Origin of the sequence: Acidovorax sp. A79, assembly GCF_041154505.1 — a bacterium.
Classification (GTDB): Bacteria; Pseudomonadota; Gammaproteobacteria; order Burkholderiales; family Burkholderiaceae_C; genus Acidovorax.
Map to the genome: position 1 here is coordinate 2,391,333 of NZ_AP028672.1, position 25,676 is coordinate 2,417,008.

General features: G+C 69.0%; 26 protein-coding genes and 1 riboswitch. Of the genes, 12 read left to right on the forward strand and 14 right to left on the reverse strand.

Annotated features, from left to right (window positions below):
- Positions 1–17: 17 nt before the first annotated feature.
- The 6 genes from ACAM51_RS10910 to ACAM51_RS10935 are packed head-to-tail and all read right to left on the reverse strand — an operon-like array spanning position 18 to position 5,526.
- Positions 18–761 carry an ABC transporter ATP-binding protein gene (locus ACAM51_RS10910; RefSeq protein ID WP_255591621.1) on the reverse strand — a complete coding sequence of 248 codons (744 nt, stop codon included), beginning with the start codon at positions 759–761 and terminating at the stop codon, positions 18–20.
- Positions 754–1,518, reverse strand: a complete 765-nt coding sequence (locus ACAM51_RS10915) for an ABC transporter ATP-binding protein (RefSeq protein WP_218296869.1) — start codon at positions 1,516–1,518, stop codon at positions 754–756. The genes ACAM51_RS10910 and ACAM51_RS10915 overlap by 8 nt, the downstream gene beginning before the upstream one ends.
- The gene (locus ACAM51_RS10920) at positions 1,515–2,459 is read right to left on the reverse strand and encodes a branched-chain amino acid ABC transporter permease (protein WP_369643545.1); all 945 of its coding nucleotides are present in this window, start codon (positions 2,457–2,459) and stop codon (positions 1,515–1,517) included. Before ACAM51_RS10920 ends, ACAM51_RS10915 begins: the two co-directional genes overlap by 4 nt.
- A 5-nt stretch (positions 2,460–2,464) precedes the next feature.
- Complete coding sequence (locus ACAM51_RS10925) at positions 2,465–3,367, reverse strand: branched-chain amino acid ABC transporter permease (protein ID WP_369643546.1); 903 nt, start codon at positions 3,365–3,367, stop codon at positions 2,465–2,467.
- Between the two features lie 54 nt (positions 3,368–3,421).
- The gene (locus tag ACAM51_RS10930; RefSeq protein ID WP_218296866.1) at positions 3,422–4,630 is read right to left on the reverse strand and encodes an ABC transporter substrate-binding protein; all 1,209 of its coding nucleotides are present in this window, start codon (positions 4,628–4,630) and stop codon (positions 3,422–3,424) included.
- 50 nt (positions 4,631–4,680) lie between these two features.
- Entirely contained in the window at positions 4,681–5,526 is an 846-nt protein-coding gene (locus ACAM51_RS10935) for an SDR family NAD(P)-dependent oxidoreductase (RefSeq protein WP_218296865.1), read from the reverse strand.
- Between the two features lie 156 nt (positions 5,527–5,682).
- Between ACAM51_RS10935 and ACAM51_RS10940 the strand changes: the two genes are divergently transcribed.
- On the forward strand, positions 5,683–6,405 hold the full coding sequence (locus ACAM51_RS10940) for a GntR family transcriptional regulator (protein ID WP_369643547.1): 723 nt from the start codon (positions 5,683–5,685) through the stop codon (positions 6,403–6,405).
- A gap of 72 nt (positions 6,406–6,477) precedes the next feature.
- Here ACAM51_RS10940 and ACAM51_RS10945 read toward each other — a convergent pair whose 3' ends face one another.
- The 3 genes from ACAM51_RS10945 to ACAM51_RS10955 are packed head-to-tail and all read right to left on the reverse strand — an operon-like array spanning position 6,478 to position 9,931.
- Positions 6,478–7,005, reverse strand: a complete 528-nt coding sequence (locus tag ACAM51_RS10945; protein ID WP_255591620.1) for a hypothetical protein — start codon at positions 7,003–7,005, stop codon at positions 6,478–6,480.
- Between the two features lie 5 nt (positions 7,006–7,010).
- The gene (locus ACAM51_RS10950) at positions 7,011–8,990 is read right to left on the reverse strand and encodes an MFS transporter (protein ID WP_255594830.1); all 1,980 of its coding nucleotides are present in this window, start codon (positions 8,988–8,990) and stop codon (positions 7,011–7,013) included.
- A complete protein-coding gene (locus tag ACAM51_RS10955) occupies positions 8,987–9,931 on the reverse strand; it encodes a hypothetical protein (RefSeq protein ID WP_369643548.1) in 945 nt (314 codons plus the stop codon). The genes ACAM51_RS10950 and ACAM51_RS10955 overlap by 4 nt, the downstream gene beginning before the upstream one ends.
- Positions 9,932–10,057: 126 nt before the next feature.
- Here ACAM51_RS10955 and ACAM51_RS10960 point away from each other — a divergent pair, with 126 nt between their 5' ends.
- The 8 genes from ACAM51_RS10960 to ACAM51_RS10995 all read left to right on the forward strand — a co-directional run bounded on the left by ACAM51_RS10960 (position 10,058) and on the right by ACAM51_RS10995 (position 16,079).
- Positions 10,058–10,798, forward strand: coding sequence for a helix-turn-helix transcriptional regulator (locus ACAM51_RS10960; protein WP_218296863.1), 741 nt, complete (start codon positions 10,058–10,060; stop codon positions 10,796–10,798).
- 308 nt (positions 10,799–11,106) lie between these two features.
- Positions 11,107–11,988 carry a TetR/AcrR family transcriptional regulator gene (locus ACAM51_RS10965; RefSeq protein WP_369643549.1) on the forward strand — a complete coding sequence of 294 codons (882 nt, stop codon included), beginning with the start codon at positions 11,107–11,109 and terminating at the stop codon, positions 11,986–11,988.
- Positions 11,985–12,545: a DUF2867 domain-containing protein gene (locus tag ACAM51_RS10970; protein WP_369643550.1), complete on the forward strand. Its 561-nt coding sequence runs from the start codon at positions 11,985–11,987 to the stop codon at positions 12,543–12,545. Before ACAM51_RS10965 ends, ACAM51_RS10970 begins: the two co-directional genes overlap by 4 nt.
- Positions 12,532–13,854 (forward strand): ABC1 kinase family protein, encoded by a 1,323-nt coding sequence (locus tag ACAM51_RS10975; protein ID WP_369643551.1) that lies wholly within the window; start codon positions 12,532–12,534, stop codon positions 13,852–13,854. The genes ACAM51_RS10970 and ACAM51_RS10975 overlap by 14 nt, the downstream gene beginning before the upstream one ends.
- 12 nt (positions 13,855–13,866) lie before the next feature.
- Positions 13,867–14,274: a DUF6463 family protein gene (locus ACAM51_RS10980; protein WP_369643552.1), complete on the forward strand. Its 408-nt coding sequence runs from the start codon at positions 13,867–13,869 to the stop codon at positions 14,272–14,274.
- Between the two features lie 72 nt (positions 14,275–14,346).
- On the forward strand, positions 14,347–14,730 hold the full coding sequence (locus ACAM51_RS10985; protein WP_369643553.1) for a hypothetical protein: 384 nt from the start codon (positions 14,347–14,349) through the stop codon (positions 14,728–14,730).
- Between the two features lie 187 nt (positions 14,731–14,917).
- The gene (locus ACAM51_RS10990; RefSeq protein ID WP_218296858.1) at positions 14,918–15,460 is read left to right on the forward strand and encodes a YXWGXW repeat-containing protein; all 543 of its coding nucleotides are present in this window, start codon (positions 14,918–14,920) and stop codon (positions 15,458–15,460) included.
- 166 nt (positions 15,461–15,626) lie between these two features.
- Positions 15,627–16,079: a hypothetical protein gene (locus ACAM51_RS10995; RefSeq protein ID WP_369643803.1), complete on the forward strand. Its 453-nt coding sequence runs from the start codon at positions 15,627–15,629 to the stop codon at positions 16,077–16,079.
- A 39-nt stretch (positions 16,080–16,118) separates the two neighbouring features.
- On the opposite strand, the gene ACAM51_RS11000 is transcribed toward ACAM51_RS10995, so the two are convergent.
- Positions 16,119–16,901, reverse strand: coding sequence for a 2-keto-4-pentenoate hydratase (locus ACAM51_RS11000; RefSeq protein WP_369643554.1), 783 nt, complete (start codon positions 16,899–16,901; stop codon positions 16,119–16,121).
- A 215-nt stretch (positions 16,902–17,116) separates the two neighbouring features.
- Positions 17,117–17,230, forward strand: a riboswitch (glycine riboswitch).
- A 95-nt stretch (positions 17,231–17,325) separates the two neighbouring features.
- On the opposite strand from ACAM51_RS11000, the gene ACAM51_RS11005 reads away from it, so the two are divergent.
- Positions 17,326–18,645, forward strand: coding sequence for a D-amino acid dehydrogenase (locus tag ACAM51_RS11005; protein WP_369643555.1), 1,320 nt, complete (start codon positions 17,326–17,328; stop codon positions 18,643–18,645).
- Positions 18,646–18,713: 68 nt separating this feature from the next.
- On the opposite strand, the gene ACAM51_RS11010 is transcribed toward ACAM51_RS11005, so the two are convergent.
- The gene (locus tag ACAM51_RS11010) at positions 18,714–19,019 is read right to left on the reverse strand and encodes a cytochrome c (protein WP_369643804.1); all 306 of its coding nucleotides are present in this window, start codon (positions 19,017–19,019) and stop codon (positions 18,714–18,716) included.
- A gap of 140 nt (positions 19,020–19,159) precedes the next feature.
- Positions 19,160–20,371 (reverse strand): sulfite oxidase, encoded by a 1,212-nt coding sequence (locus ACAM51_RS11015; protein WP_218341262.1) that lies wholly within the window; start codon positions 20,369–20,371, stop codon positions 19,160–19,162.
- 220 nt (positions 20,372–20,591) lie between these two features.
- Here ACAM51_RS11015 and ACAM51_RS11020 point away from each other — a divergent pair, with 220 nt between their 5' ends.
- Together ACAM51_RS11020 and ACAM51_RS11025 are read left to right on the forward strand one after the other, a co-directional pair.
- A complete protein-coding gene (locus tag ACAM51_RS11020; RefSeq protein ID WP_255591614.1) occupies positions 20,592–21,767 on the forward strand; it encodes a rhodanese-like domain-containing protein in 1,176 nt (391 codons plus the stop codon).
- A gap of 174 nt (positions 21,768–21,941) precedes the next feature.
- On the forward strand, positions 21,942–23,264 hold the full coding sequence (locus ACAM51_RS11025; RefSeq protein WP_218341261.1) for a hemolysin family protein: 1,323 nt from the start codon (positions 21,942–21,944) through the stop codon (positions 23,262–23,264).
- A gap of 52 nt (positions 23,265–23,316) precedes the next feature.
- On the opposite strand, the gene ACAM51_RS11030 is transcribed toward ACAM51_RS11025, so the two are convergent.
- Together ACAM51_RS11030 and ACAM51_RS11035 are read right to left on the reverse strand one after the other, a co-directional pair.
- Positions 23,317–24,645: an FIST N-terminal domain-containing protein gene (locus tag ACAM51_RS11030; protein ID WP_218296853.1), complete on the reverse strand. Its 1,329-nt coding sequence runs from the start codon at positions 24,643–24,645 to the stop codon at positions 23,317–23,319.
- 74 nt (positions 24,646–24,719) lie between these two features.
- Complete coding sequence (locus ACAM51_RS11035; protein ID WP_218341259.1) at positions 24,720–25,598, reverse strand: PhaM family polyhydroxyalkanoate granule multifunctional regulatory protein; 879 nt, start codon at positions 25,596–25,598, stop codon at positions 24,720–24,722.
- Positions 25,599–25,676: the final 78 nt, after the last annotated feature.

Sequence of the window (25,676 nt, forward strand, 5' to 3'; positions counted from 1 at the left end):
TGCTGAATGGGCGCCGTTCAGACGCCGAGGTAGGCCCGGCGCACGGCCGGGTCGTCCATGAGCTGGGCCGCCGCGCCCTGCAGCGTGATCTCGCCGTTTTCCAGGATGTAGGCGTGGCTGGCCACCGTGAGCGCCAGGCGCACGTCCTGCTCCACGAGCAGGATGGTGAGACCCTGCTCCCGGTTGAGCCGCTGGATCGCCTCGAAGATCTGCTCGACGAGCAGCGGCGACAGCCCCATCGAAGGCTCGTCGAACATGATCAGCCGCGGGCGGGACATGAGTGCGCGGCCGATGGCCAGCATCTGCTGCTCGCCGCCCGACAGCGTGGCCGCCCGCTGCTCGGAGCGTTCCTTGAGCCGCGCAAACAGGGTGTAGACCTTGTCCAGGTCCTCGGCGATCGCGGCGCGGTCGCGGCGCAGGAAGGCGCCCAGCTCCAGGTTCTCGCGCACGCTCATTTCCTTGAACACCTCGCGCCCCTCGGGCACCTGCACGAGGCCCCTGCGGACGATCTCGTCGGACGGCTGCCGGTGGATGGGCTCGCCGGCGAAGTGGACCTCGCCGGCGGTGGGATCGATGAGGTGCGAGATCGCGTTCAGCGTGCTGCTCTTGCCAGCACCGTTGCTGCCCAGCAGGGCCACGATGGCGCCCTGCGGCACGGCCAGGCTCACGCCCGAGAGCGCCTGGATGGCGCCGTAGGAGGCGCTGATGCCGCGCACTTCGAGCAGTGCGCCCTGGCTTGGTTGCTGCATGGGATCAGGCATGGGCCGCTCCCTTGCCGAGGTAGGCTTCGATCACGGTCGGGTTCTCGCTGATTTCCTTGGGGGTGCCTTCGGCGATCTTCTGGCCGAAGGACATGACGGTGATGCGGTCGGAGATCGACATCACCAGCTGCATCACGTGCTCGACCAGGAGCACGGTGATGCCGTCCTTCTGGGCCAGTTCGGTCAGCAGGTGGTCCAGGTTCTCGATGTCCCGGTTGCGCAGGCCGGCCGCCGGTTCGTCCAGCAGCAGCAGGCGCGGCTTGAGCGCCAGGGCGCGGGCGATCTCCAGCAGCTTCTGGTGGCCGAAGTCGAGTTCCTTGGCGCGGGTCTCGCGGTCGTGGGTCAGGCCCACGCGCTCGATGAGGCTGTCCACCAGGTCGCGGATCTCGCCGCCGGGGCGGCGCAGCAGCCGGCCCAGCGTGTTCGCGCTGTGCGAGTGGCAGCCCAGCAGCACGTTCTCGTACACGCTCAGGTCGCCGAACAGCTCCAGGTTCTGGAAGGTGCGCGCGATGCCCATGCCGGCCATGCGCGAAGGTGCATGGTGCGTCACGTCCTCGCCGTCCACAACGATGCGGCCTTCGGTCGGCTGGTAGTAGCGGGAGATGCAGTTGAAGGTGGTGGACTTGCCGGCCCCGTTGGGGCCGATCAGCGCATGGATCGAGCCGCGCGCCACGTCGAACGAGAGGCTGTTCACGGCCACCAGCCCGCCAAAGCGCACGGTGATGCCGGAGACTTCCAGGAAGGGGCGCGTGCTCATGCCTGCACCCCCTTGGCGGGCTTGCGTGCCACGCGGCGGTTGCGGTCGGCGAACAGCCCCTTGGGCATGAACATCATGAACCCCATGAGGATCACGCCATAGATGATTTCCTGCACCGACATGAGCTGGCGCAGCAGCTCGGAGATGAGGCCGAAGGCAATGGCGCCGGCCACCGCGCCGCGCACCGAGCCCATGCCCCCCACGACGACCATGGTGAGGACCAGGATGGTGGTCTGGAAGCCCAGGCTCTCCGGGTGGATGAACGAGGTGAACAGCGTGTACATGCCCCCGGCGATGCCCGCGAAGGCCGCCGAGATGGCGAACGCGCTCTGCTTCATGGCCTTGACGTTGATGCCCATGGCCATCGCGGCCACATCGCTCTCGCGCACGGCCCTGAGCGACGAGCCGTACTGTGAGCGCGCCAGCGCCACGGTGAGCCACAGCATCAGCCCCGCCAGCACCACCACGAAGGGGTAGGCCTGCAGGTCGTTGGTCAGCCTGTAGCCGAACAGATTGGCCGGATCCATCTTCATGCCGTTGGAGCCGCCCGTGACGCGCTCCCAGGTGAGGAAGACCCATTGCATCGCCTCGCCGAAGGCGAAGGTGGCCAGGGCCAGGTAGATGTCGCGCATGCGCAGCGCCAGGTAGCCGATGAGGTAGCCGAGCACGGCCGACAGGGCCCCGCCGGCCAGGACGGACAGCACGAAGGGCGGATGCCATGCCGTGTTGATGATGCCGGCCGTGTAGATGCCGATGCCGAAGAACGCGGCGTGCGCCAGCGCGAACTGGCCCGATTCGCCGATCACGACGTGCATGCCCAGGGCCAGCACCACGAAGACCATCAGCAGGTTGACCACGTACAGGACATAGCCCGACACGGCGAAGGGAAGGATCGACAGAACCAGGGCGGCAGCGAGCAATGCCCAGTGATCGCGGGTCATGGTTTTCATACTTTCTTGACTTGGGGCTTGCCGCCCAGGATGCCCTGCGGACGCACGATCAGCGTGACCAGGATGGCCAGGAAGGGCGCGACCACGATGGCGTTGGTGGAGATGAACAGGCCCACCAGGTTCTCGACGATGCCGATGACGAGGCCGCCCAGCACGGCGCCCGGCAGGCTGGTGAAGCCGCCCACGATGGCCGCCGCGTAGGCCAGGATCGCGATGTGCGCGATGTCCGGCGTGATGAGGATCTTGGGGGTGATGAGCAGGGCGGCCAGCGCGGACAGCAGGCCCGCCATGGCCCACACCATCATGCGGATGCGCGACAGGCGGATACCGACGATCTGCGCGGCGCGCGGGTTCATGCCCACGGCCCGCATCGCCTTGCCGATGCGCGTGTGGTTGAACATCAGGTAGATCAGCACCATCGCGGTGAGGGAGGCGACGAAGATCGCCACGTCGAGCCGCGTGAGAAAGGCGTCGCCGATGATCACGGGGTCGTTGGAGACCAGGGGCGGCAGCGAGCGCGGCGTGTCGCCCAGCCCGGTCTGGCGCACCAGGCCCTTGAGCATGTAGGCCAGGCCCAGCGTGGCGATCACCAGCTGCGGGCCCACGCCCTTGGAATGGGTCACCCGCTCCATCACCACCCGCTGGAAGAGCGCCGAGCCCACCGCCACGGCGACCACCGTGACGGGGATGACCACGGCGTACGACCAGCCCGCGATCAGCAGCAGGGACAGCGCCACATAGCCGCCGATCATGAAGATCTCGCCCTGGGCGAAGTTCGGCACGTCGGTGGTCTTGAAGATCGCGACGATGGCGATGGCCAGCAGCGCATAGACGCTGCCCGTCACCAGGCCGGAAAGGATGCCCTGCTGCAGAAACAGCCAAATCTCACTGAAACTCATGGCGATGGAGGGGCGGCCGCACGCGGGCGTGGACCGACCCCTTCTCCTGGTTGGTTACTTGGGCTGGTAGGTCCAGAGGCTGCGGTAGGCGCCGGGGACCGCGGTCATGTTGGTGCCGTCGAACTTCAGGTAGATGGCCGACTTCTGGCCCGCGTGGTCGGTGGGCGTGAGCTCGATCGGGCCGGCCATCACGTTCGACTCGAACTTGGTCTGCGACAGCGCGGTGAGGAACTTCTCCCGCGTGAGCTGCGGGCCCGCGGCCTTGAGCGCGTTGACCACGGTCATCGCCGACGGGATGCCGTAGGGCATGTAGGTCTGCGGATAGCCGGGCTTGGCGGCCAGCTCGGGGTAGTAGGCCTTGTACATGTCGTAGACCCACTTGAGCTTGGGGCCGCCGGCCACGTCGGCCATCACTTCCTGCAGGTAGACGTTCTTGAACGCATCCTTGCTGCCCACGTTCTCGACCAGCTGCTTGAGGTCGGCCGTGCCGTTGACGGCGATCACGATGGGTTTGGTCCAGCCCAGCTCCTGCGCCTTCTTGACCAGCAGGCTCACGGGGCGCGCGTAGGTGGTGATCAGCAGCACGTCGGGGTTGGCGGCGCGGATCTTGAGCATCGGCGCGGTCACGTCGGTCAGGTTCGGCGCGACCGACTGGACCTGCAGGTCCACCCCGAGCTGCTTGGCCTGGAACTCCGCCGCTTCGAGGTTCCACCCGCCATAGGCATCGTCGTGGTTGATGTAGCCGATCTTCTTGCCCTTGAGGTGCTCGGCGGCGAACTGCACCATCGAGCCGCCCACCGCGCGCTGGGAGATGGAGAACGCGCCGTAGATGTACTTCGACGGCGGGTACAGGGCGCCGTCGCCCGACGCGTTGAGCATCACCAGGGGGATCTGCGAGCGTTCCACGTACTCGCGCGCGCCCACCACGGCGGCAGAGCAGGAGCCCCCGTTGAGCGCGAAGACCTTGTCCTGCTCGGTGAGCTTCTTCACGGCGGCCAGCAGGTCGTTGGCGTTGCAGCGGTCGTCCTCGACCACCAGTTCGATCTTGCGCCCGTGGATGCCGCCGTCCTTGTTGATCTTGTCGTAGTACATCTTGGCCGCGTTCATCACGTCGAAGCCGTAGGCCATGGAGTTGCCCGACAGCGGCCCGAACAGGCCGAGCTTGATGGTCTTGTCGGTCAGGCCCGGTTCGGTCTGCGCCTGCGCGCAGAAGGTGGAAAGTGCGGCCACGCAGGCCACGAGCAAGGACTTGGCTGGTTTCACGAGAGTCTCCTTTTTTTGGGGGGGTGAGGTAACGGGGGAGCGCAATGGCGTCAGGCGGCCGGCTGTGGGGCCGTGTCCTTCTTCTCGAACCCTGGGCGGGGAATCAGGCCCAGCCAGGCCTGCGTCAGGCCGCCGTCGACGAGGAATTCCTGGCCGCTGATGTAGCTGGCCCGCTCGCTGGACAGGAACAGCACGGCGCCGGCGATGTCCGAGGGCGTGCTGATGCGGCCGGCGGGCACGATCTGTTCGCGCCGCAGGCGCACCGCGGGGTCCGTGTAGATGCCCTCGCTCATGGGCGTGCGGATCATCGCGGGGCTGACCACGTTGCTGCGCACGCCGTGCGCGCCCAGCTCGACGGCCAGCAGCTGCGACAGCATCTTCACGCCCGCCTTGCTCACGCTGTACGCCCCGCTGTAGGGCTGCGGAATGCTGGCGGAGATGGACGCGATGTGGACCATCGAGCCCCCGCCGTGGGCGATCATCTGCCGCCCGAAGGCCTGGGCGCACAGCAGGTAGCCGGTCAGGTTCACCGACAGCAGCTGGTTCCATTTGTCGACGGCGATGTCCATCAGCGCGTCGGCGTACAGGGCCGCGGCATTGTTGACCAGCAGATCCACCGCGCCCCAGGCCTTTTGCACCTGGTCCGCCGCCGCCTGCACGCTGTGCGGGTCGGTCACGTCGCAGGTGATCGGCAGGACCCGGCCCGGGTGCTCGCCCAGTCCGCCGGCGATCTCCGCCAGGCGCTGTGCATCGCGGTCGAGCAAGGCGACGCGGGCTCCCGCGGCCAGCAGCTGCACGGCGATCTCCAGGCCGATGCCGCCGCCTGCGCCCGTCACCACACCGGTGCGGTTTGCCAACCCCAGCCAGCCGCCATCTTCACTTGCAACCCTTGCCATATCCACGCTCGCCCTTCTTGATCAAAATCACGCATGGTGCGTGAGCGAGGCAATTATGTATACATGACTACTGATTTATCTCAGGGATAACCCGTAAAAAGGCCATTAATGGCAGCACATGTATACTTGAAGAAAATTTCTACTGGAGCGGCAGGGATGAGAACTTTGGCCCAGGACGTGACCGAGACGCTGCGCAACTGGATCCTCAACGGGGAGATACGGCCCGACGAGCGGCTGGAGGAAATCCCCCTGGCCGAGAAGCTGGGCGTTTCGCGCACCCCCGTGCGCGCCGCCCTGAGCACCCTGGCCAGCGAGGGGCTGGTCGACCACCAGCCCAAGCGCGGCTACCTGGTGCGCGGCTTCAACATGGAGGAGATCGTCGCGGCCTACGAGGTGCGCGCGGTGCTCGAAGGCCTGGCCTGCCGCAACGCCGCCATGCGCGGACTCACGCCCGAACAGGCGCAGCGGCTGCGCGGGGCGCTGGCGGACGGCGACCGCATCCTGGACCTGGGAGAACTGCGGCCCGAAGACCACGAGCCCTACCAGCAGATGAACGTGACCATCCACGACACGCTGCTGGAAGCCTCGGGCAACCCCTGGGTCACGCGCTTCGCGGAGCAGGCGCAGAACATTCCCTTCGCCTCGGACCGCATCATCCTGTGGGACGACCATCCCATCATCCTGCGCTCGCACGGCGACCACCACCGCATCATCGAGGCGGTCATCGCGCGCGACTGTGTGCGTGCCGAGCAGCTGATGCGCGAGCACGTGTACTACGCAGGGCTGATCCTGCGGCGCAACTACGAGAAGCTGCTCTCGTGCGGGGACGCAGCGCCGGGGGCCAAGCCACCGGCGCGCCGGGGTGCGCCCAAAGACTGACCCGGCGACAGGCCAGGCGGAACGCCCGAGGGCGGTTCCCGGCCCATGTATCCATGCCGGCAGGATCGCGGCTCAGGCGCGCAGCCAGGCCTGCAGGTGCGGATAGGGCGCAACGCCCGAAGAGGCGGCCTGTGCGGGCGATGCGGCGAGGCCCGCCGACACCAGCCCGGCAGCGCCCAGATACACGCCCAGCTCGAAGGTCATGCGCAAGCCCTGCGAGTGGCCGTGGTAGCCCCCTTCGTGGAACAGCACGGCCGATGGCAGCCGCAGATGCTGCAGGGCGGCCCAGGCCCATGCCGTGGCTTCGATCTCGCCGCCGTGCGGCACGGGGGGCAGTTCGGCAAGGGCATCGTCCATGCCCGCGCGCAGGGCTGCGGGCACCACGGCCAGGTGTCCGGCCTCGTGCAGCAGGTCGCCGGGCCACCGCAGCCGCGCCAGGTCCACCCGCAGGCCGCCGCGCGCGATGCGCACGCCGGGCAGGAAGCTGTTGCCGCCGGCAAGCTCGTCCTCGGCCACGTCCAGGCCGATCTCCCGCAGAAAGGCCATGATCTTGCGGGCCAGCGCGGTGCGCTCTTCCTGTTCCACCCGGTCCTGCTCCATGGCGGTCAGGCTCCGAGCAAGTCCGCCACGCGCGAGCGCAGCAACGAAGGCTGCACGTCCGACGGCGCCACGGCGTGCCCCACGTTCAGGCCCACGCGGCTGTAGAAGCCCCTCCGGAAGGGCCGCACCATGGCCCCGCCCTGCTCGATGCGGCTGAAGTACGAGCCCCACAGATTGGTCAGCGCCATGGGAATGACGGGCGCCTCGATGCCCTCTTCGCGCGCACGCTCGATGATCTTCATGATGCCGCCCTTGAACTCCTGCAGCTGCCCGTCCTTGGTGATGCCGCCTTCGGGAAAGATGGCCAGCAGGTCGCCTTCGCGCAGCACCTGCGCGGCGCGGTCGAAGGCGGCTTCGTAGGTCTTGGGGTCTTCCTTGTAGGGCGCGATGGGGATGGCCTTGGCCAGGCGGAACAGCCAGCCGAGCACCGGCACGCGAAAGATGCGGTGGTCCATCACGAAGTAGATGGGGCGCGGGCTGGCCGCCATGAGCAGCACGGCATCCACAAAGCTCACGTGGTTGCAGGCCAGGATGGCCGCGCCCGTGCTGGGCAGGTTCTCGTCGCCCTGCACCTTGAAGCGGTAGACGAAACGCGAGGACACCCAGGCCACGAAGCGCAGCAGGTACTCGGGCACCAGCATGAAGATGTAGAACGCCACCACCGCATTGGCCAGGCCGGTGAACAGGAAGATCTGCGGCACCGTGAAGCCGGCGCCCAGCAAGGCACCCGCGATGAGCGAACTCGCGATCATGAACAGCGCGTTCAGGATGTTGTTGGCCGCGATGATGCGCGCGCGGTGCGTGGGCTGGCTGCGCATCTGGATCAGCGCGTACATGGGCACGCTGTACAGGCCCGCGAACAGGCTGAGCAGCGCCAGGTCGAGCATCACGCGCCAGTGCTGGCTCTGCGCGAGAAAGGTGCCAAGGCCCATGATCTCCGCGGGCGGCAGGCTGCGCGCGGCGAAGTACAGGTCGATGGAGAACACGCTCATGCCGATGGCGCCCAGGGGCACCAGGCCGATCTCGACATGGCGGCGCGAGAGCACCTCGCACAGCAGCGAGCCGATGCCGATGCCGATGGAGAACACCACCAGCAGCAGCGAGGCCACCTGCTCGTTGCCGTGCAGCACCTCCTTGGCCAGGCTGGGGAACTGGCTCAGGAACACCGCGCCGAAGAACCACATCCAGCTGATGCCCAGCAGCGAGCGGAACACCACGATGTTGCCATGCGCGAGCCTGAGGTTGCGCCAGGTCTCGGTGAAGGGGTTCCAGTTGATCGTGAGCCCCGGGTCGGTGGCCGGCACCGGGGGAATGAACTGCGCCACGGCGCGCCCCGCCAGCGCGGCCACCACGCAGGCCACGGCCACCGTGGTGTGGCCGATGCCCGGCAGCGCCACCAGCAGGCCCCCCGCCACGTTGCCCAGCAGGATGGCCACGAAGGTTCCCATCTCGACCATGCCGTTGCCGCCCGTGAGTTCGCGCTCGTTGAGCACCTGCGGCATGTAGGCGAACTTGACCGGCCCGAACAGCGTGGAGTGCACGCCCATGAGGAAGGTGCACAGCAGCAGGACGGGCACGTTGCCCGCGATGAACCCGAAGGCGGCCACCAGCATGATGGCGATCTCCAGGTTCTTCACGAAGCGGATCATGCGCGTCTTGTCGTACTTGTCGGTGAGCTGCCCCGAGGTGGCCGAGAACAGCAGGAACGGCAGGATGAACAGCGCGCCGATCACCAGCCCCGCCATCGCGGGCGGCAGCCACGACACGCTGAGCTGGTACGTCACCATCACGGTGAATGCGAACTTGAAGAGGTTGTCGTTGGCGGCGCCGGAGAACTGGGTCCAGAAGAACGGGGCGAAGCGCCGCTGGCGCAGCAGCGCGAACTGGTTCGGGTCCTCATGCCCATGGCCCGGGCTGCCCGTGTGCTGCACGGAGTGCACGTGGGGCGCCTGGGGCACGCTGGCTGGGGTGGTCTCGGGGTTCATGCGTTTCTCCTCGTGTCCAATGGGTCGGCGGTGGCTGCTGTGTGTGTTGGTATGGCCCGGCGCACCCGGGGCTGGAGGCCCTGCCCGCGTGCGACACCCATGGTGTGGGCGCCATTCTGCCCGCACATGGCGGCAAATGCGGGGCGCGGTGCGCGGCTGTGGCGCGAAGCCGCCAACGCATCCAGCGCCATCAGCACCGGCCAGGCAGCGCCAGCCGCCAGCACGTGCTTGAGGCTGTGGCCCGACACCCACTGCGCCGTGGCGTCGAACACGGCATGGTCGGCCGCCTCGAACAGCTTGGCCACGGCGTACATCGCGATCACGGCGCCCAGGTGCACCGGCAGCGTGCCCGCACGCCGGGGCAGCAGGGCCAGCGCCAGCACCACCAGCATCCCGCCCAACTGCACCACGGCCCAGGGCAGCAGGTTGCCGGTGGTGGACCACCACAGCACCGCAGCCGGACCCGCCAGCAACACCGTGCCTGCGGCGGCCCAGCCCGCCCGGGCGCTCACCCGGCCACCCGCCGCCAGGCCCAGCAGGCCCGCGAAAGGCAGCACCATGCCCAGCCGGTCCCACAGCAGGCCCGCATCGTCGGGCACCGCGTGGTACAGGCCGGAGCCCACGGCCGTGCACACCAGGCCCGCGAAGAACAGGGCCGCGAAGACCCGGGAGGCCGCATCCATGGCCGGGCGCTCCACGCGCCGCAGCCACCGCAGCCCCGACAGGCCGGCGGCGGCGAATGGCAGGTTGCTCAGGACATCCAGCGCGCAAGGGATGCCCCACAGCGCGCGCTGGTCCGCAAAGGCATGCTGGTGGGTGCTGGCCGGCAGCGCCGGGCCCAGGCACGCCAGCCCCAGCAGCAGCACGGCGAGGCCCAGCAGGGCCCCCTCGGCGCGCGACGGGCCGGGGCGATGGCGAAAGGGAGCGGGAAGAACGGTCATGGTCGTCGTGTCCGTGGGCAGGTGGTGGATCGATGCCGCGCAGTGTCTTCAGCCCAACGGCCCCGGGCTGCGAAAAGTCGCACGGAGGGCCACCCGGAGCACCCTGGGTACCGATAATCGATACCCATGAGCACCACCGCCGACCTCGTTGCCGCCCTGAAAAAGGAACTCAAGACCGCGCAGATGACCTACGCGGACCTGGCCCAGGCCCTGGGCATGGCCGAGTCCAGCGTCAAGCGCATGCTGGCCAAGGGCGACATGCCGCTGTCGCGCATCGACGCTATCTGCCGCGCGCTGGCGCTGGACTTCGCCGACCTGGCGCGCCGCGTGGCCGACAGCCAGCCCTTGCTCAAGGAACTGAGCCAGGAGCAGGAGCGCGCGGTGGTGGCCGACAAGAAGCTGCTGCTCATGGCCATCTGCGTGCTCAGCCAGTGGACGCTGGAGCAGGTGACCACCACCTACCGCCTCACCGAGGCCGAGGGCATCAAGTACCTCGCGCAGCTCGACCGCATCGGCATCATCGAGCTGCGGCCGCTGAACCGCTACCGCCTCAAGCTGGCCAAGACCTTCCGCTGGCGGCCCCACGGGCCGGTGATGAACTACTTTCGCGAGCATGCGCTGCTCGACTATTTCGCGGGCGGCTTCGACGGCCCGGGCGAAGGCGTGCTGCTGGTGCACGGCACCATCAGCCGGGGCCTGGCGCCCGCCTTCATGGAGCGCATGCAGCGCGTGGCGCAGGACTTCGCGCAGCAGCACCTGGCCGACCAGAAACTGCCGCCGCGCGAGCTGGAGGGCTACACCCTGCTGCTGGCCATGCGCAGCTGGGAGTTCGAGGCCTTCACCGGGATGAGACGACTCCCCCCCTGAGCCGCTGCGCGGCGTCCCCCGCGGGGGACGCACCCGGTGGCCCGGCAAAGCCGGTTCCACGGGTGCACCGGCCTTGGGCGCGCCGGTTTCGGAGGGCGATGGCATGGCATGGCGGGGGGCCGGGCGAGCCAGCACAAACACTATCGTTTTGATAGCTTCTTGCGCTTTACCGACAAGCGGTAGAGGGCTAAAAGGTGCTCAGAACAGCCGCCTCCAGCGCACCGAATGCCCGTTTCAGCGCCGGTTGACTCTTTAATGTGAATACACTATTCTTTAAATAGTAAATTTTACCAATTTAAAGATATTAAATGAAGACCACCCGCCAGCAGCAAGATGCCACCCGCCGCCAGATCGTGGCCAGCGCGGTGGACCTCATGACCCGCCAGGGCTTCGACGGCACGACGATGAAGGACATCGCCCGCGCCGCCGGCATTGGCGACGCCACGATCTACAAATACTTCCCGACCAAGGACCGCATCGTGCTGGGCTACCTGGACGACGTGGCCCACCAGGCGCTGGCCGACACCCTGCAGACGCCCGGCTTCGCGGGCTACGGCCTGCAGGAAAAGCTGCAGCGCCTGACCGACGCGGTGCTGGAGCGCCTGCTGGCCGACCGCGAGTTCGTGGCCCAGGTGCGCAGCCTGGCGCGGCGCTCGCCGCTGTCGATGCTGGCCGAGCCCCTGGCGGCCCGGCACAGCCTGCGCGAGGCCGTCGCCAGCTTTCTGGAAGCCGCGGAGGCCAGTGGCGAGATCGAGCCCTGCGACTTCAAGGGCATGGCGGGCGGGCTGTATACCGACTACCTGGCCGGTGTGGTGACGTACTGGCTGGCCGACACCTCCGAGGAATTTGCCGACACCACGCAGCTGGTGGACCTCTCGCTCGGCGTGCTGGTGCAGGCGCTGCGCGGAGGGCTCGTCAACCGCGTGTTGCAACTGGGTGGTTTTGTGCTGCGCAGCCAGATGGCCCGCATGGTGCAGCACAGCAGCGGCCTGATGGGCATGCTGCAGCTGGCCAGACAGGCCATGGCCAGCGCACCGCCCGACCCGGCCCCCGCCTACACGGCAGCCGCTGAACCATCCCGGTCGCCGGAGCCTTCCAAGCCGCCGCGTGCGCCGCGCAAACCCCGCGCTGCCAGCCCGGCACCCGCCGCACAGCCAGTGGCCACGTCCCGCAAGAGGAAGTCCGCATGACCACCGCCCACACCGTGCGCGAGGTCCAGGTGCCCGCTGGCACGGTCATCCATGCCACCTTGCACAACGCGGATTTTTTTGACGCCTTCACAACGACCGACCCTCGCCCCGCCACCAGCGCACTGCAGACCTGGCTGGACGTGGTGGCCCGGACACCGCGGTGGACGGAGCAACTTTTGGCAGTCCGCAACAAGCTGGTGCGGCTGGTGGGCCTCAAGGGCGTGGGGCAGTTGCAGGACGTGCATCCGCTTGCCAGCGGAGCCTCTCCAACCAATGCGCGCAGCTACCGCGTCGGAGACCGCGTGGGCATCTTCCTCATCCGCCATCTGAGCGACACCGAAGTGGTGATGGGGCAGGACGACAAACACCTGGATGTGCAGGTCTCGCTGACCAAACACGGGCAGCGGGGCAGCGCGCCTACGGTGGTCATCAGCACCGTGGTGCACATCCACAACACGCTGGGCCATGCCTACATGGCCGTCATCACGCCGTTTCACCGCCGCATCGTGCAGTCCATGCTGCAACAACTGGCCGCTTCAAACCATGGCCCGCGCTGACCCGCCGCGCACCAGCCGGCTTGCGCGCGGCACCATCACGGGCCTGGCGGCGGCACGCATCGGCATGGCCCAACTAGGCCATCGCGTGCGCAGCACGCCGTCTGCCCAGGCGCAGGCCGACCACGAGGCCGCCCTGGGCCGCATCCTCTTTGGCGCCCTGGGCCAGCTGCGGGGTTCGGCGCTCAAGGTATCGCAACTGCTCAGCATGCACCCGGGCCTGCTGCCCGACGGCGTGCGGCAGGAGCTGGCGCGCGCCCACCACCAGGCGCCGCCGCTCAACCGCGCGCTGGTGGGGCGCGTGTTCCGCCAGGCCTTCGGCCGGGAGCCCGAGGCGCTGTTCGACCACTTCGAGCCCACCGCCTTCGCCGCCGCCAGCCTGGGCCAGGTGCACCGCGCACAGCTGGCGGGCCACGGCACGGTGGCCGTCAAGGTGCAGTACCCCGGCATTGCCGCCACCATCGCCAGCGACATGCAATTGATGCGCACCGCGCTGCGCGCGCTGGCCCACACCGACATGCCCCTGCCCGCCAGCACCGTGGTGGACGGCGTGATGGCCGAGATCGAGGCCACGCTGCTGCGCGAGGTGGACTACCTGCAGGAAGCCGAGCAACTGCAATGGTTTGCGCAGCACGCGGCTTTGCCCGGCGTGGTGCTGGCGCGGCCCATCCTGTCGCACACGCGGGCCCAGGTGCTCACGCAGCAGTTCCTGCCGGGCCAGCACCTGCAAGCCTGGCTGGCCACGCAACCCACACAGCAGCAACGCGATCAGGCCGGGCAGCACCTGTGGGACTGGTTCATGCACTGCACTTTTGTGCTGGGCCGGGTGCATGCCGATCCGCACCCGGGCAATTTCCTGTTCACCCCCGATGGCACGGTGGGTGTGCTCGACTTTGGCTGCACGCGCAGCCTCTCCGACGGGTTTCGGGCGCAAGTGACACAGGCGTGGTCCGCACTGCTGCGCCCTCCCTCCGACCCGCAGCGCGACGCGCTGGTGCTGCAGGCCTACCAGGCACTCGGGCTCGTCAACGCCGGCCTCTCCGTGCAGGCCTACGCCGCCGAACTCGCCCCCGCACTGGCTGACATGCAGGCCTGGCAGATGGAACCCTTCACGCAGGCGGTTTTCGATTTTGGCGCCAAGACGCCGCCACCCATCACCGCCGGCCGCCACCAGCGCGTGCTGGGCGATCACCTGGTGCAGGTGCCCGGCGAAATGCCGGCGTTCGAGCGCATGTGGATGGGCCTGATGCACCTGCTCACGGGGCTGGGTGCACGGGTGCGCACGCATTGCCCCGCCCTTCTTTCTTCCTAGGAACCCTCCTACATGACCACCCTGACCTCCCCCTCCCCTCGCTCTGCGGCCATGCCGCCTCGCAGCCGCTGGAAGGGCCCGTGGATGCTGGCCGTGGCGGTGCTGCACACGCTGTATGCCGCCGTCGTGTTTCCGACCCAGCTGCAGGAGATCGTGCGGCGCGGCGTTTTCAACAGCGTGCAAAAAGACCCGGCCGTGGGCGCCGTGGTCTGGTTTGTGCTGTTCGGCGTGTTGTTCGCGCTGCTGGGCTGGGCCATCCTGCTGGCCGAACGCAACACAGCCATGGCGCCCGTCCCCATGCGCGGGCTCGGTGCCGGGTTGCTGGCACTCACGCTGCTGGGCATCGTGCTCATGCCCGCCTCGGGCTTCTGGCTGGCGCTGCCGCCCGCGCTGGCCCTCTGCTGGCCCCCAAGGCGCTGAAGGCGACGAAGACGGATCGACGCGCCGCGTCTGCACCTTCCACGGCCACCCTGATTGACTTGAAAACTGTCCATGATGAATACTGCGCTGGTACTGGCAGCCGGGGGCCTCGCCCTGGTGGGCGTTGCGCACTCGGTACTGGGTGAATTCCTCGTGTTTCGCGCATTGCGCACGCAGGGCGTGGTGCCCACCGGCGGCAAGCCCGTGCTGCACGAGCGGCAGGTGCGCATCCTGTGGGGCACCTGGCACCTGGCCACCGTGCTGGGCTGGGCCCTGAGCGCCCTGCTGTGGCGCCTGGGGACCGTACCCGGGGATGCCAACCTGGGGGCCTGGGTGGCTGACGTGGCCGGGCTGGCCACCTTGGTCAGCGGATTGCTGGTGTTCTATGCCACCGAGGGCAGGCACCCTGCCTGGTTTGCCTTGCTGGTGGTGGCGGCCCTGGTGTGGTGGCGTTGACACGCGCGGGCCTGCACCGGACGGCCGCCTGCACGCCCCGGCGTGAAAGAAATCACGAAAAGCCCCGCCTTTGCCGCCACGGGAAACACAACTTCACAAGACTTCGCAATTCGCCTACACCGTCTTGACGCAGCATCTGCACCATGAAGTCTCCGGTTCCGCAAGGAATCATTTTGAGGAGACCATCATGGCCCGCAATGCACTCGCCGCTGCTTCCATCGCCCTGCTGTCGCTGGGCGCCGCGACCGTGGCGCAGGCACAGACCAGCGCCACCGTCGTCATCCAGTCGGGGCAGCCCCACCACTACCAGGCGCCGCCCGCGCCGGTGATGGTGCAGTACGGCCCACCCCCGCCACCGCGCTACGAAGTGGTGCCCCGCCCCCGCCGCGACATGGTGTGGGTGCCTGGGTACTGGGACTGGCGCGGCCACCGCCACGTCTGGATCCAGGGCCACTGGGTGAAGGCCCGCCCGGGCTACTACTACCGCGAGCCCCGCTGGGTGGAGCATGGGGGCCGCTGGGAAATGCGCCCCGGCGGCTGGGACCGCGATGGCGACGGCATCCCCAATCGCTATGACCGCGACCGCGATGGCGATGGCATTCCCAACCGCTACGACCGCGACCATGACAGGGACCGCGACGGCGTGTCCAACCGCCACGACCGCGACCGCGACGGAGACGGCGTGCCGAACCGCCACGACCGCCGCCCGGACAACCCCTATCGCAATTGACGGGGCCTGAGCGCCGCCCGCCCCCCCGAGGGCGGCGGGCGCGCCAGGAACTGGCCCTCGCCGCCTACGCACACCCCCGCAGGGCGCCTACGCGGCCCGGCTGCCCGTGCCGCCACCATGCAGTGACCGCTTCCGCAAGGAACATCAGGAGAATCCCATGACCTTCATGACCCGCAAGACATTCACCGCAGCCTCCATCGCCTTGATGGCGCTGTGGACCCTCCCGCAGGCGCATGCCGCCACGCAGGGCACCGTCATCGTCCAATCGGGCCAGCCGGAGCGCAGCTACCACGCCACGCAGTACCAGGTGAGGCCCGCGCCCCCTCCCCCGCGCCATGAAGCCGTGCCCCGCCCCCGCCGGGGCCAGGTGTGGGAAGAAGGCCACTGGGAATGGCGTGGCAACCGCTACCAATGGGTGCGCGGCCACTGGGTGCAGGCCCGCGCCGGCCACCAGTATCGCCAGCCGCACTGGGTGGAACGCGAAGGCCGCTGGGAGTTTCAGCGTGGCGGCTGGGACCGTGACGGCGATGGCGTCGCCAACCGCCATGACCGCGACCGGGACGGCGACGGCGTACCGAACCGCCGCGACCAGCAGCCCGACAACCCGCGCCGCAACTGACCCCACGCCCGGCGCGCGCGCCGCGCAGGGCGCCGCCGGTCAGCCCAGTTGAAGTTCGGCGCGCCCCAGGCCGGGAAACTCAGCCACCACCACCGTGCCCGGCGCCACCATCACTGTGCCGGTGCAGGACCCGGTGGTCACCCACTGTCCCGCGCGCAGCCCACCCAGGCTGTGCGCGCCGCCATTGGCCAGCCAGGCGAGCAGGCGCAGGGGATCGCCCGCCGGGTTGCCCCAGCCAGCGTGCCGCACGGCCTGCGCGCCATTCACCGACAGCACCACGGGCTGCCGCATCGGCTGCACCGACTGCGCGCTCTCCGTTCCCGACCCCACGATGAGTGCCCCATGGCAGGCCTGGTCGGCCAGCCGGCTCCACTCGCCTTGCTGCGCCCAGGCGGCGTAACGCGTGTCGCAGACCTCGATGGCCGCCCGCACCGACGCCACGGCGGACAGCACCTCGGCCTCGCTGTAGGGCTGCGCACGGGCAGGCAGGCCGGCACCCAGTTCGTACACCAGTTCCGCCTCCACACCCAGCACGGCGAAGCCCGCGCAGGACAGGCGCACCGCGCCCCCGCCGGCCATCGCAAACACCGAATCGCGCGCCAGGGCCGCCCGCGCAGGCAGCGCCTGCGGCGACGCCGCGCCCACCTTCCAGCCCGCGATCTCGCCGCGCTCGCGCACCACGGCGTCCTGCACGGCATAGGCCTGGGCAGCGTTCTGGGGACGCAATGCGGCGGGCAGGTCGAGCGGACGGGGCGTGCGCCCCAGGCGGGCCATGGTGAGCACGGCCGCGCTGGTCAGCGGATCAAAGGCGGTATCGGGCATCAAGGCGTCCTGCAGAGAAAGGCGAAGGTTCCGGCGGATTATGGCCAACCCCGTGCCCGCAGCATCAGCAACGATTGCGGTTCATTAGCGCGGACAAAGCGGTTTTTGCGCGATGCGGGCTCCTAGAATGGCCCCCGCAGGAGAGTCAGCGGCCCGCCCGCTTCACCGAAGGCGCAAACTCCCATACACGCTCAGGTCCCGTACTGCACCATTCATCAAAGCCGTCTGGAGAGCCGCTTCGCGCAACGCGAAGCGCACCGAAGGAGCAAACCGCGCGCCATGTGGGCCGCGCGGTGAATCTCTCAGGTACCAAGGACAGGGGGAGCGGCAGCTTGGGCATTCATGCGCCAGCTGCACGCTATTGAATTCATAGCTGCCAGCGCATGTTGTTCTAGCGCCAGAGCCCAGAAAGGCTTTGAAAATCATGCGCGTGATCGTTTTGGGCGCCGGCTTGCTCGGCGTGACTTCGGCTTATTTCCTGCAACAGCGCGGCCACGAGGTGACCGTCATCGACCGCCAGGGTGCGCCCGGCGCCGAGACCAGCTTCGCCAACGGTGGCCAGATCTCGGTGAGCCACGCGGAGCCCTGGGCCAACCCGAGCGCGCCGCTCAAGGTGCTGCAGTGGCTGGGCAAGGAGGATGCTCCACTGCTGTTCCGCCTGCGCGCCGACATGCGGCAATGGCTGTGGGGCCTGTCCTTCCTGCGCAACTGCACGCCCGCGCGCACGCGCCACAACATCGAGCAGATCGTGCGCCTGGGCACCTACAGCCGTGACACGCTGCAGCAGTTGCGTGCGGCCACCGGCATCCAGTACGACCAGCGCACGCAGGGCATCCTGCACTTCTATACCAACCAAAAAGAGTTCGACGGCGCCCTGGCCCCTGCCGAGCAAATGCGCCAACTCGGCTGCGAGCGCCAGGTGATCAGCGCCGACGAGGCCGTGCGCATCGAGCCTGCCCTGGCCCATATCCGCCAGCAGCTGGCCGGAGCCACCTACACGGCCGAGGACGAATCCGGCGACGCCAACCAGTTCACACGCGAGCTGGCCAAGCTGTGTGAAGAGGCGGGCGTGCAGTTCCGCATGGGCCACCACATCACCGCGCTGCGCGAGGCAGGCGGCCGCATCGACCACGTGGAAGTGACCAATGCCGAAGGCCGCTTCGAGCGCGTGCGCGGCGATGCGTTTGTGCTGGCCATGGGCTCGTTCAGCCCACTGCTCGCGCAGCCGCTGGGCATCCAGCTGCCTATCTACCCGGCCAAGGGCTACTCGGTGACCATGCCGGTCAAGGACGCCAGCAAGGCGCACCAGGTGAGCCTGACGGACGACGAGTTCAAGCTCGTGTTCTCGCGCTACACCAGCGAACGGGGTGGCGACCGCCTGCGCATCGCCGGCACGGCCGAATTGAACGGCTACGACCGTCACCTGAACCAGGTGCGCTGCGACGCCATCGTGCGCCGCGTGGAGCAGCTGTTCCCCGGCGCGGGCGATGCCAGCCAGGCCCAGTTCTGGACCGGCCTGCGCCCCGCCACGCCCAGCAACGTGCCGCTGATCGGCGCCACCAAGGTGGCCAACCTCTTCCTCAACACAGGCCACGGCACGCTGGGCTGGACCCACGCCTGCGGCTCGGGCAAGGCCCTGGCCGACATCGTGAGCGGCCGGGTGCCCGAGGTGGACTTTGCATTCCAGGGTCTGCAGGGGTGCGGTCCCGGCAAGGCGCTGGTGCCAGCGCGCACCACGGCCTGAACGAGAGCACAGCGGGGTTGCAGCACCGCCGCGCAGGCGGGCGCTGCCACCACGGGCCAGCGCCCGGTCTACCTGGCAGCGCCCGTGGCGTGCGCCACGAACTGCGCCACGGCCTGCATGTCCTTCTCGCTCATGCGTTCGGCATACGAAGGCATCACGCCGATGCCCGCCTTGAGCGCGCGCAGCACGCGGCCCGCGTCGGGCTTGAGCTCATCCAGCACCGGGCCCACCTGCCCCTCGGCACCGGCGGCCTGCAGCGTGTGGCACACGGCGCAAGCAGGCTGGATCTTGACGAACAGCTCCTTGCCCCGCGCCAGCTCGGCGGCATCCGCCGCCCAGCCGGCACCCGTCCACAGCAGCAGCACGCTCGACATGGCCGCGAGCGCAGGCACGCGCAAATGCTGGAAACCGATGCGCCCCAGCACCAGTGGCACCGCGGATCTGGCACGGCCAGTCCGGGGGGCGCGCGCCCCTCCAGGGGGGAAGGCGCGCAGCGTCTCAGGGGGGCGCCCGGTCACGCTGCGGTCACCGTGACCGCATGGTCGCGCCAGCTCGCGTTGTTGTAGCCGCCCAGGTTTTCCTCGCGCTGCTCGGCCTGCACATTGCCCGCGGCATCGGTGGCGCGGCTGGCCAGCACGTGCGTGCCCGCCGCCAGCGTCACCGGCAGCACGAACTGGCGCCACGCGAACTTGCCCAGATCGGGGCCGATGAGCCGCGCGGCCTGCCAGGTCTTGCCGCCGTCCACCGAGACCTCCACGCCCTTGATGGCCTGCGTGCCGCCAAAGGCCACGCCATGCACCTGCACCTGGCCGGCCTTGAGGGGGCCCTTCTCGGGCAGGGGGCCATTGATCCAGGACTTGACGCCCATCTCCCACACCGACGGCTGGTCGGGGCTGGCCTTGGAGCCGGGGGGCGACATGCGGTAGCCGTGCGACATGATGCGCGCCTGCGACTGTGCGCCGGTGAAGGCCACGCGCTTGACGTACTTGATGTTGTTCACGCCCTGGTAGCCCGGCACCACCAGCCGCAGCGGGCCGCCGTGCGCCAGCGAGATGGGCTCGCCATTCATTTCCCAGGCCAGCAGCGCATCCTCGGTGGCCTTGATGGGCACGGAGCGCTCCACCAGCACGGACAGCGGGTCCACGCCCTCGGGCAGCTTCTCACCCCCAGTGCCCGTGAGGTAGGCCGCGCCATCAGCGAGCCCGCCCAGCGCCGCCACCACATTGCGCAGCGGCACGCCGCTCCACACGACGCACCCCGCCGCGCCCACGGCCCAGGGCGTGCCGCTGGGCTTGCTGGGGAAGAAGCCACGCCCGTTGCCCGAGCACTGCAGCACGGTGGCCACGGTTTCCACGCCCAGGGTCTTGAGCTCGGCCAGGGTGAGGCTGCGCGGGTTCTTCACGCCTTCGACCGACACCGTCCAGGCGTCCCGGTTGTCCAGGATGGCCGCATCGGGCGCAGGCAGGTTGTTGCGCACATACAGCTGGTTGGAGGGCGTGATGACGCTGGTGCCGAAGGCCGAGCGCCGGGTTTCCAGCGTGCTGCTGCTGTGCACGATGAGCGCATCGGAAGACTTCCATCCCGCGTACGCGGGTAGCGGCTTGGCGGGGCTGGGGGCCTGCTGCGCCCTGGCGCTGCCGGTCCATCCGGCCAGGCCCAGCGCGCTCAAGGCAGCGGCGCTTCCGGCCAGCATGTGGCGGCGCGGCAATGTCATGGAATCTTTCATGGAAACGGTCTCCAAAATAATGATTGAACAGGCAGGCTCGCGACAGCGGTGGGCAGGCCCCCGGCTTTCAGCCTAGGCCGCATTCTGTGCGGCAGCCCCTGCGCACCGCGCGCGACATGGCGTTAGCAAACGTAACAAATACAAAACATCGGAAACATTCGTACGCAGATACGGAGGGCGTGGGCATATTCGCCCTTTCTTTTGAGAGAGGGCGCGCGCCATGAACACTGACTGGAGACCCATGGGCGGCAAGCTCGCGGTGCTGCTTTTCGCGTGCGCGGCCTGTGCCGTGGCGCAGGCCCAGCTCACCGCCATGGTGGCGGTGGAGCCCACGGCCCGCAAGGCGGCCCACTCCATCCTGCGCACGGCCGCCGAGTCCGGGCTCTCCAAGGCGGCCGGCCAGACGGTGGCCCTGGCCACCAGCGACGAACTGGCCGACGTGATGCGCGCCACGCGCAGCGCCAGCCACGACATCTTCATTGGCCCCGCCCAGGTGGCCGCTTCCGCCCTGCAGCGCGGCTATGAACTGGTGGGCGCGACGCAGAAATCGGACAGGTACCTGCTGGTCGGCCTGCCGCAGATCGACGCGGTGCCGGCGATGAAGGGCCGCAGGCTCTACCTGCCCCAGCAGGATTCGCTCTATACCTACATGGCGCGCGGCATGCTCAACGAGGCGGGCCTGTCGTTCCAGGACCTGCGGGCCGTGCAGTACGAGAAGTTTCCCCAGGCGGGACTCACGGCCCTGACGCTGGGCACGGCCGACGCCACCGTGGTGCGGGAGGACGAGTGGGCGGAATGGTCCGCCGCGCACCCGGGCACCGCGCGCGTGCTGGCCACCTCGCAGCCGGTGCCGGGCGGGTTTTCCATCGTGGTGAAGAAGGACCTGCCCGCCGATGCGCGCGGCAAGCTGGCCCAGTGGTTTGGCGGGGCCTCGTCCGCCACCGGCCTGCCCCCGGTCGCCGTGCGCCCCGAGGCCGCGGAGTACCGGCGCGTTGCGGAGCTCGGCCTCTTCACGCCCACCAGCCTGCCCGGGGTGAACCGCATCACCGCGCGCGAGGCGCAGAGCCTGCAGGCCCAGGGCGCGACGCTGGTGGACACGCGCACCGAAAAGGAATTCAAGACCCGGCGCATCCGGGGCGCCGTGTTTGCCGCCTATGTGGAAAAGAGCCTCAAGGACGTGGCGTTCAACGCGGCCCAGGACGATTTCCAGGCGCTCGACAAGATTCCCAGCCTGGACAAGGCCAAGCCCGTGATCTTTGCCTGCAACGGCGCCGAATGCTGGAAGTCCTACAAGGCGGCCAAGGTGGCGGCGGCCAAGGGCTTCAAGTCCGTGTACTGGCTGCGCGGCGGGCTGCCCGAGTGGGACGCGACCGGGCTGCCCACCGAAGGCGGCTGAGCACGCGGCGCACGGGCCGCCACGGACCCCGCGCCAGGCCTGCCCTGCGGCCTGCGCGCCCTGCACCATCGGGTGCCGCGCGCGCAGGCGCCGTGGCCTTGGGGAACCCGCCGCGCCCCCGTCCTTACAATCCCATACTCATCAACACCCAAGGGCGTGCAAGGCGCCCTTTGTATGGAAATAGCAATACTGTTCGCCCTCATCCTCCTCAACGGCCTGTTTGCCATGTCCGAGATCGCCCTGGTCACGGCCCGCAAAGCCCGGCTGCAGAAGCTGATCGATGAGGGCGATAGCGGCGCCGCCGCCGCCGTGAAGCTGGGCGAGGACCCCACCCGCTTCCTCTCCACCATCCAGATCGGCATCACGTCCATCGGCGTCCTCAACGGTATCGTGGGCGAGGCCGCGCTGGCCGCGCCGCTCGCGTCCTGGCTGGAGTCGCTGGGCGTGCCGCTGCCCTATGGCGGCTATGCGGCCACGGGGCTGGTGGTGGTGCTGATCACGTACTTCTCCATCGTCGTGGGCGAGCTCGTGCCCAAGCGCATCGGCCAGTCGTACCCCGAGACCTTCGCCCGGCTCGTCGCGCGGCCCATCAACTTCCTGGCGCTGGCCACCAAGCCGTTCGTGCTGCTGCTGTCCACGTCCACGCGCACGCTGCTGCGCCTCCTGGGCGTGAAGGAAACCAGCGGCAGCCCCGTGACCGAGGAAGAGATCCACGCCATGCTGGTGGAAGGCACCACGGCCGGCGTGATCGAGTCGCACGAGCACACCATGGTGCGCAACGTGTTCCGGCTCGATGACCGCCAGATCGGCTCGCTCATGGTGCCGCGCGGCGACGTGGTGTGCCTGGACATCGATGCGCCGTTCGAAGACAACCTGCAGCGCATCGAAGAATCCGACCATGCCCGCTTTCCCGTGGTGCGCGGCGGCATGGACAACATCCTGGGCGTGCTCAACGCGCGCCAGTGGCTGTCGCGCACGCTGCGCGACCGCGCCCACGGCCTGACCCAGCAGACGCTGCAGACCGCGCTGTACGTGCCCGAAACCATCACGGGGATGGAGCTGCTGGACAACTTCCGGCTGTCGGACGTGCACATGGCTTTTGTCATCGACGAGTACGGCGAGGTGCAGGGCATCGTGACGCTGCAGGACCTGATCGAGGCCATCACCGGCGAGTTCCAGCCGCGCGACCCCGAGACCTCGTGGGCGCTGCAGCGCGAGGACGGCAGCTGGCTGCTGGACGGCCACATTCCCGTGCCCGAGCTGAAGGACCGCCTGAACCTGGACACCGTGCCCGAGGAGGAGCGCGGCCGCTACCACACGCTCAGCGGCATGATCATGCTGCTGACCGGCCGCCTGCCCAAGGTGACCGACACGGTGCAGTGGGAGAACTGGAAGCTCGAAGTGGTGGACATGGACGGCAAGACCATCGACAAGATCCTGGCCACGCGGCTGACGCCCGAGGAAAAAGCCGAGTCCGACGACAACGGCGCGGGCTGACCGGCGTTGGCGATTGCGGGGGCTGCTGCACCAGCCCGCCCCCTCTTCTACATCAGGACGGTGAGGGCTCGCCGTCCACAAACACGGTCAACACGCCGGTGTAGCCGTACAGATGGTGGTGGGCAATCTCGCCGCCCGCAAAAAAACCGGCCAGCGGCACATCGCCCAGCGCGTGGCGCACGATCTGCAGTTCGGCGCTGGGGCCGCCAAAATGCGGGCCGCCACGGCCCGAGCAGCTCACGTAGATGGCGCCGCAGATGCGCCGGCCCGCCTGCGGGGCGAGGCTGCCCTGGCCGCCCGCGGCGGGCCCGGCGGCCGCGCCCGCAGCGGCATCCGAGACCAGCGGCACGGGCTCCAGCTCCTCTGGCGACAGTTCCTCGCGGATCTCGGCGCAGATGCGCATGAGGTCGGCGCGTGCCGCGGCCACGTTGCGCTGGCAGAACGCCAGGTGCATGCCGGCCTCGACCTTGTCGGCCAGCGCCACGCCCCGGCGGGCGCCGTCCAGCCCCACGATGTGCCGCACCCGCGTGTCGGTGCCGAAGTGGCCCGTGCGGCGCTGGCCCTGGGGCTGCTCGCCCGCGCTGACCAGGCCCGCCAGCGTGGCGCGCACCTTGCGCAGGGCGGGCTGGGGATCTCCGTCGAGCGTGACGTCCAGCGTCTCCAGCAGCACGTCCAGCGCGGGTTCGCCGTCGAGCTGCAGCACCACGTTCTCCTGCGCGTCGGTGATGGTGCGCAGCGCCCCCACGGGCTGGCAACCCTGCGTGACGCGCGACACCAGCGCCACGCCGGCGCCAAACGCCACGCCCGACAGGCCGCCATCGAACACGCCGCCCGCCGCGCCCTGCCCGGCCATGTTCCCATCGCCCCCCACGGCGAACTGCACGCTCGCGCCGCGGCTTGCGCTCAGCCCCCCAAAGAGATAGCCCGTATCGGTGCGGGCCGCCATCTCCGCCAGCAGTTCGGCCAGCTCGGGCGTCTGGCCATCGGCATGCACCAGCGCGGTGTGCGCGACGAAGCCGCTGGCCGGGTGGCGCGGATGGTTGGGCAGCGGTGCCACGCCCGAGAACACGCGGTACTGGTCGGCGGGTACATCGAGCAGCAGCACCGACAGCGCGGGCTCGTCAAAGTACTCGGCATTGTTGGCCGATACGCCCACGCCCACGGTGCCGCTCCAGTCCGTGACCTCGGGCAGTTCGCCACTGAGGTGGTCGAGCAGCGCCTGGGCCTCGCTGGCGTAGTGGTCGGTGATGTAGAGCAGGCCCAGCGTGGGCGCCGAGGCGTATTCGGGCAGCGCCATCTGGGCGCGCAACTGCGCCAGAACCAGCGCGGCGGCCATGCGCCACTGGGGATGGGTGGCGTGGCCGGAAGGGAAAAGCTTCATGGTGTGGATCTCCGTGCCAGGGGCGGTGGCGGGGGTGTCGGGCCCCCACGGGTTGCCACCCGCCCGCGTTGGCGTCAGCCCGCCCGCTTGCGGGCCGCCGGGCTGCGGGTGCTGCTGCCGGTTTTTTTGGCGGCGGGTTTCGCCGTGGTTTTGCGGGCCGCGGGCTTGTTGGTGGCGGCGGTCTTCCTGGCGGTGCCCGCCGCCGCGGCACGCTTGGCGCCGCCCTGCATGGTCTGCATGCCCTTGGCGGCGAACTGGGTGGCCATGCCGGTGGCCGTCTTGAGGGCTTCCTTGGCGAGGCCCGTGGCCATGTTCTTGGTGGTGTCGATGGCGGTCTGCTTGGCCGCGTCCTTCATGGCGTTGGCGGCGATCTGCTGGAACTGGCCGGTGAGCGCGCCCCACCACTGCATCGGGTCCACCACGGTGGGCGCGGCGGCGGCGGCCGCTGCCGCCTTGCTGCCCTTCGCCTTGGCCTTGGCGGGCTGGGCGGCGGGCTCGGCGTCCTCGCCCTCGTCTTCTTCTGCTTCTTCGGCGGGGCTCGCGCGGCCCGTGACGCGGGCGGCGGCACCAGCGACGGCACCGGCCGCGCCGCTCACCGTGTCGGCGGCTTTCTGCACGCCGCTCATCACGGTGTCGGCGGTCTTGAGCTTGAAGGCATTGGCCACGTCACCCATGCTGAAGTTCATGCCCTTGAGCGTGGCCAGGGTCATCTTCTGCACCTCCAGCGCCTGGATGGTGGCGGCCAGCGCGCGCGAGTTCTGCTCCAGCCAGAACTGCACGGCCTTGAGTTCGTCGATGCGCTTTTCGAGCTCTTCCACGCTGATGGTGGGCGCTACCCAGTTGCTCAGGTTGGGCAACTGCGGAATGCTGCTGGACGCCCCCTTGGCCAGGCTCTGCAGAAAGTCAAAACCGGGAACAAGTTTGCCGAAACCGAAATTCGATGTGTCGCTCATGGCCGCTCCGCAAGAGGTGGGTCTGTGGTGGGGTCACAGCTTACTCCAATGCGTTGCGGCCGCGAAGGCAGTGGCGCA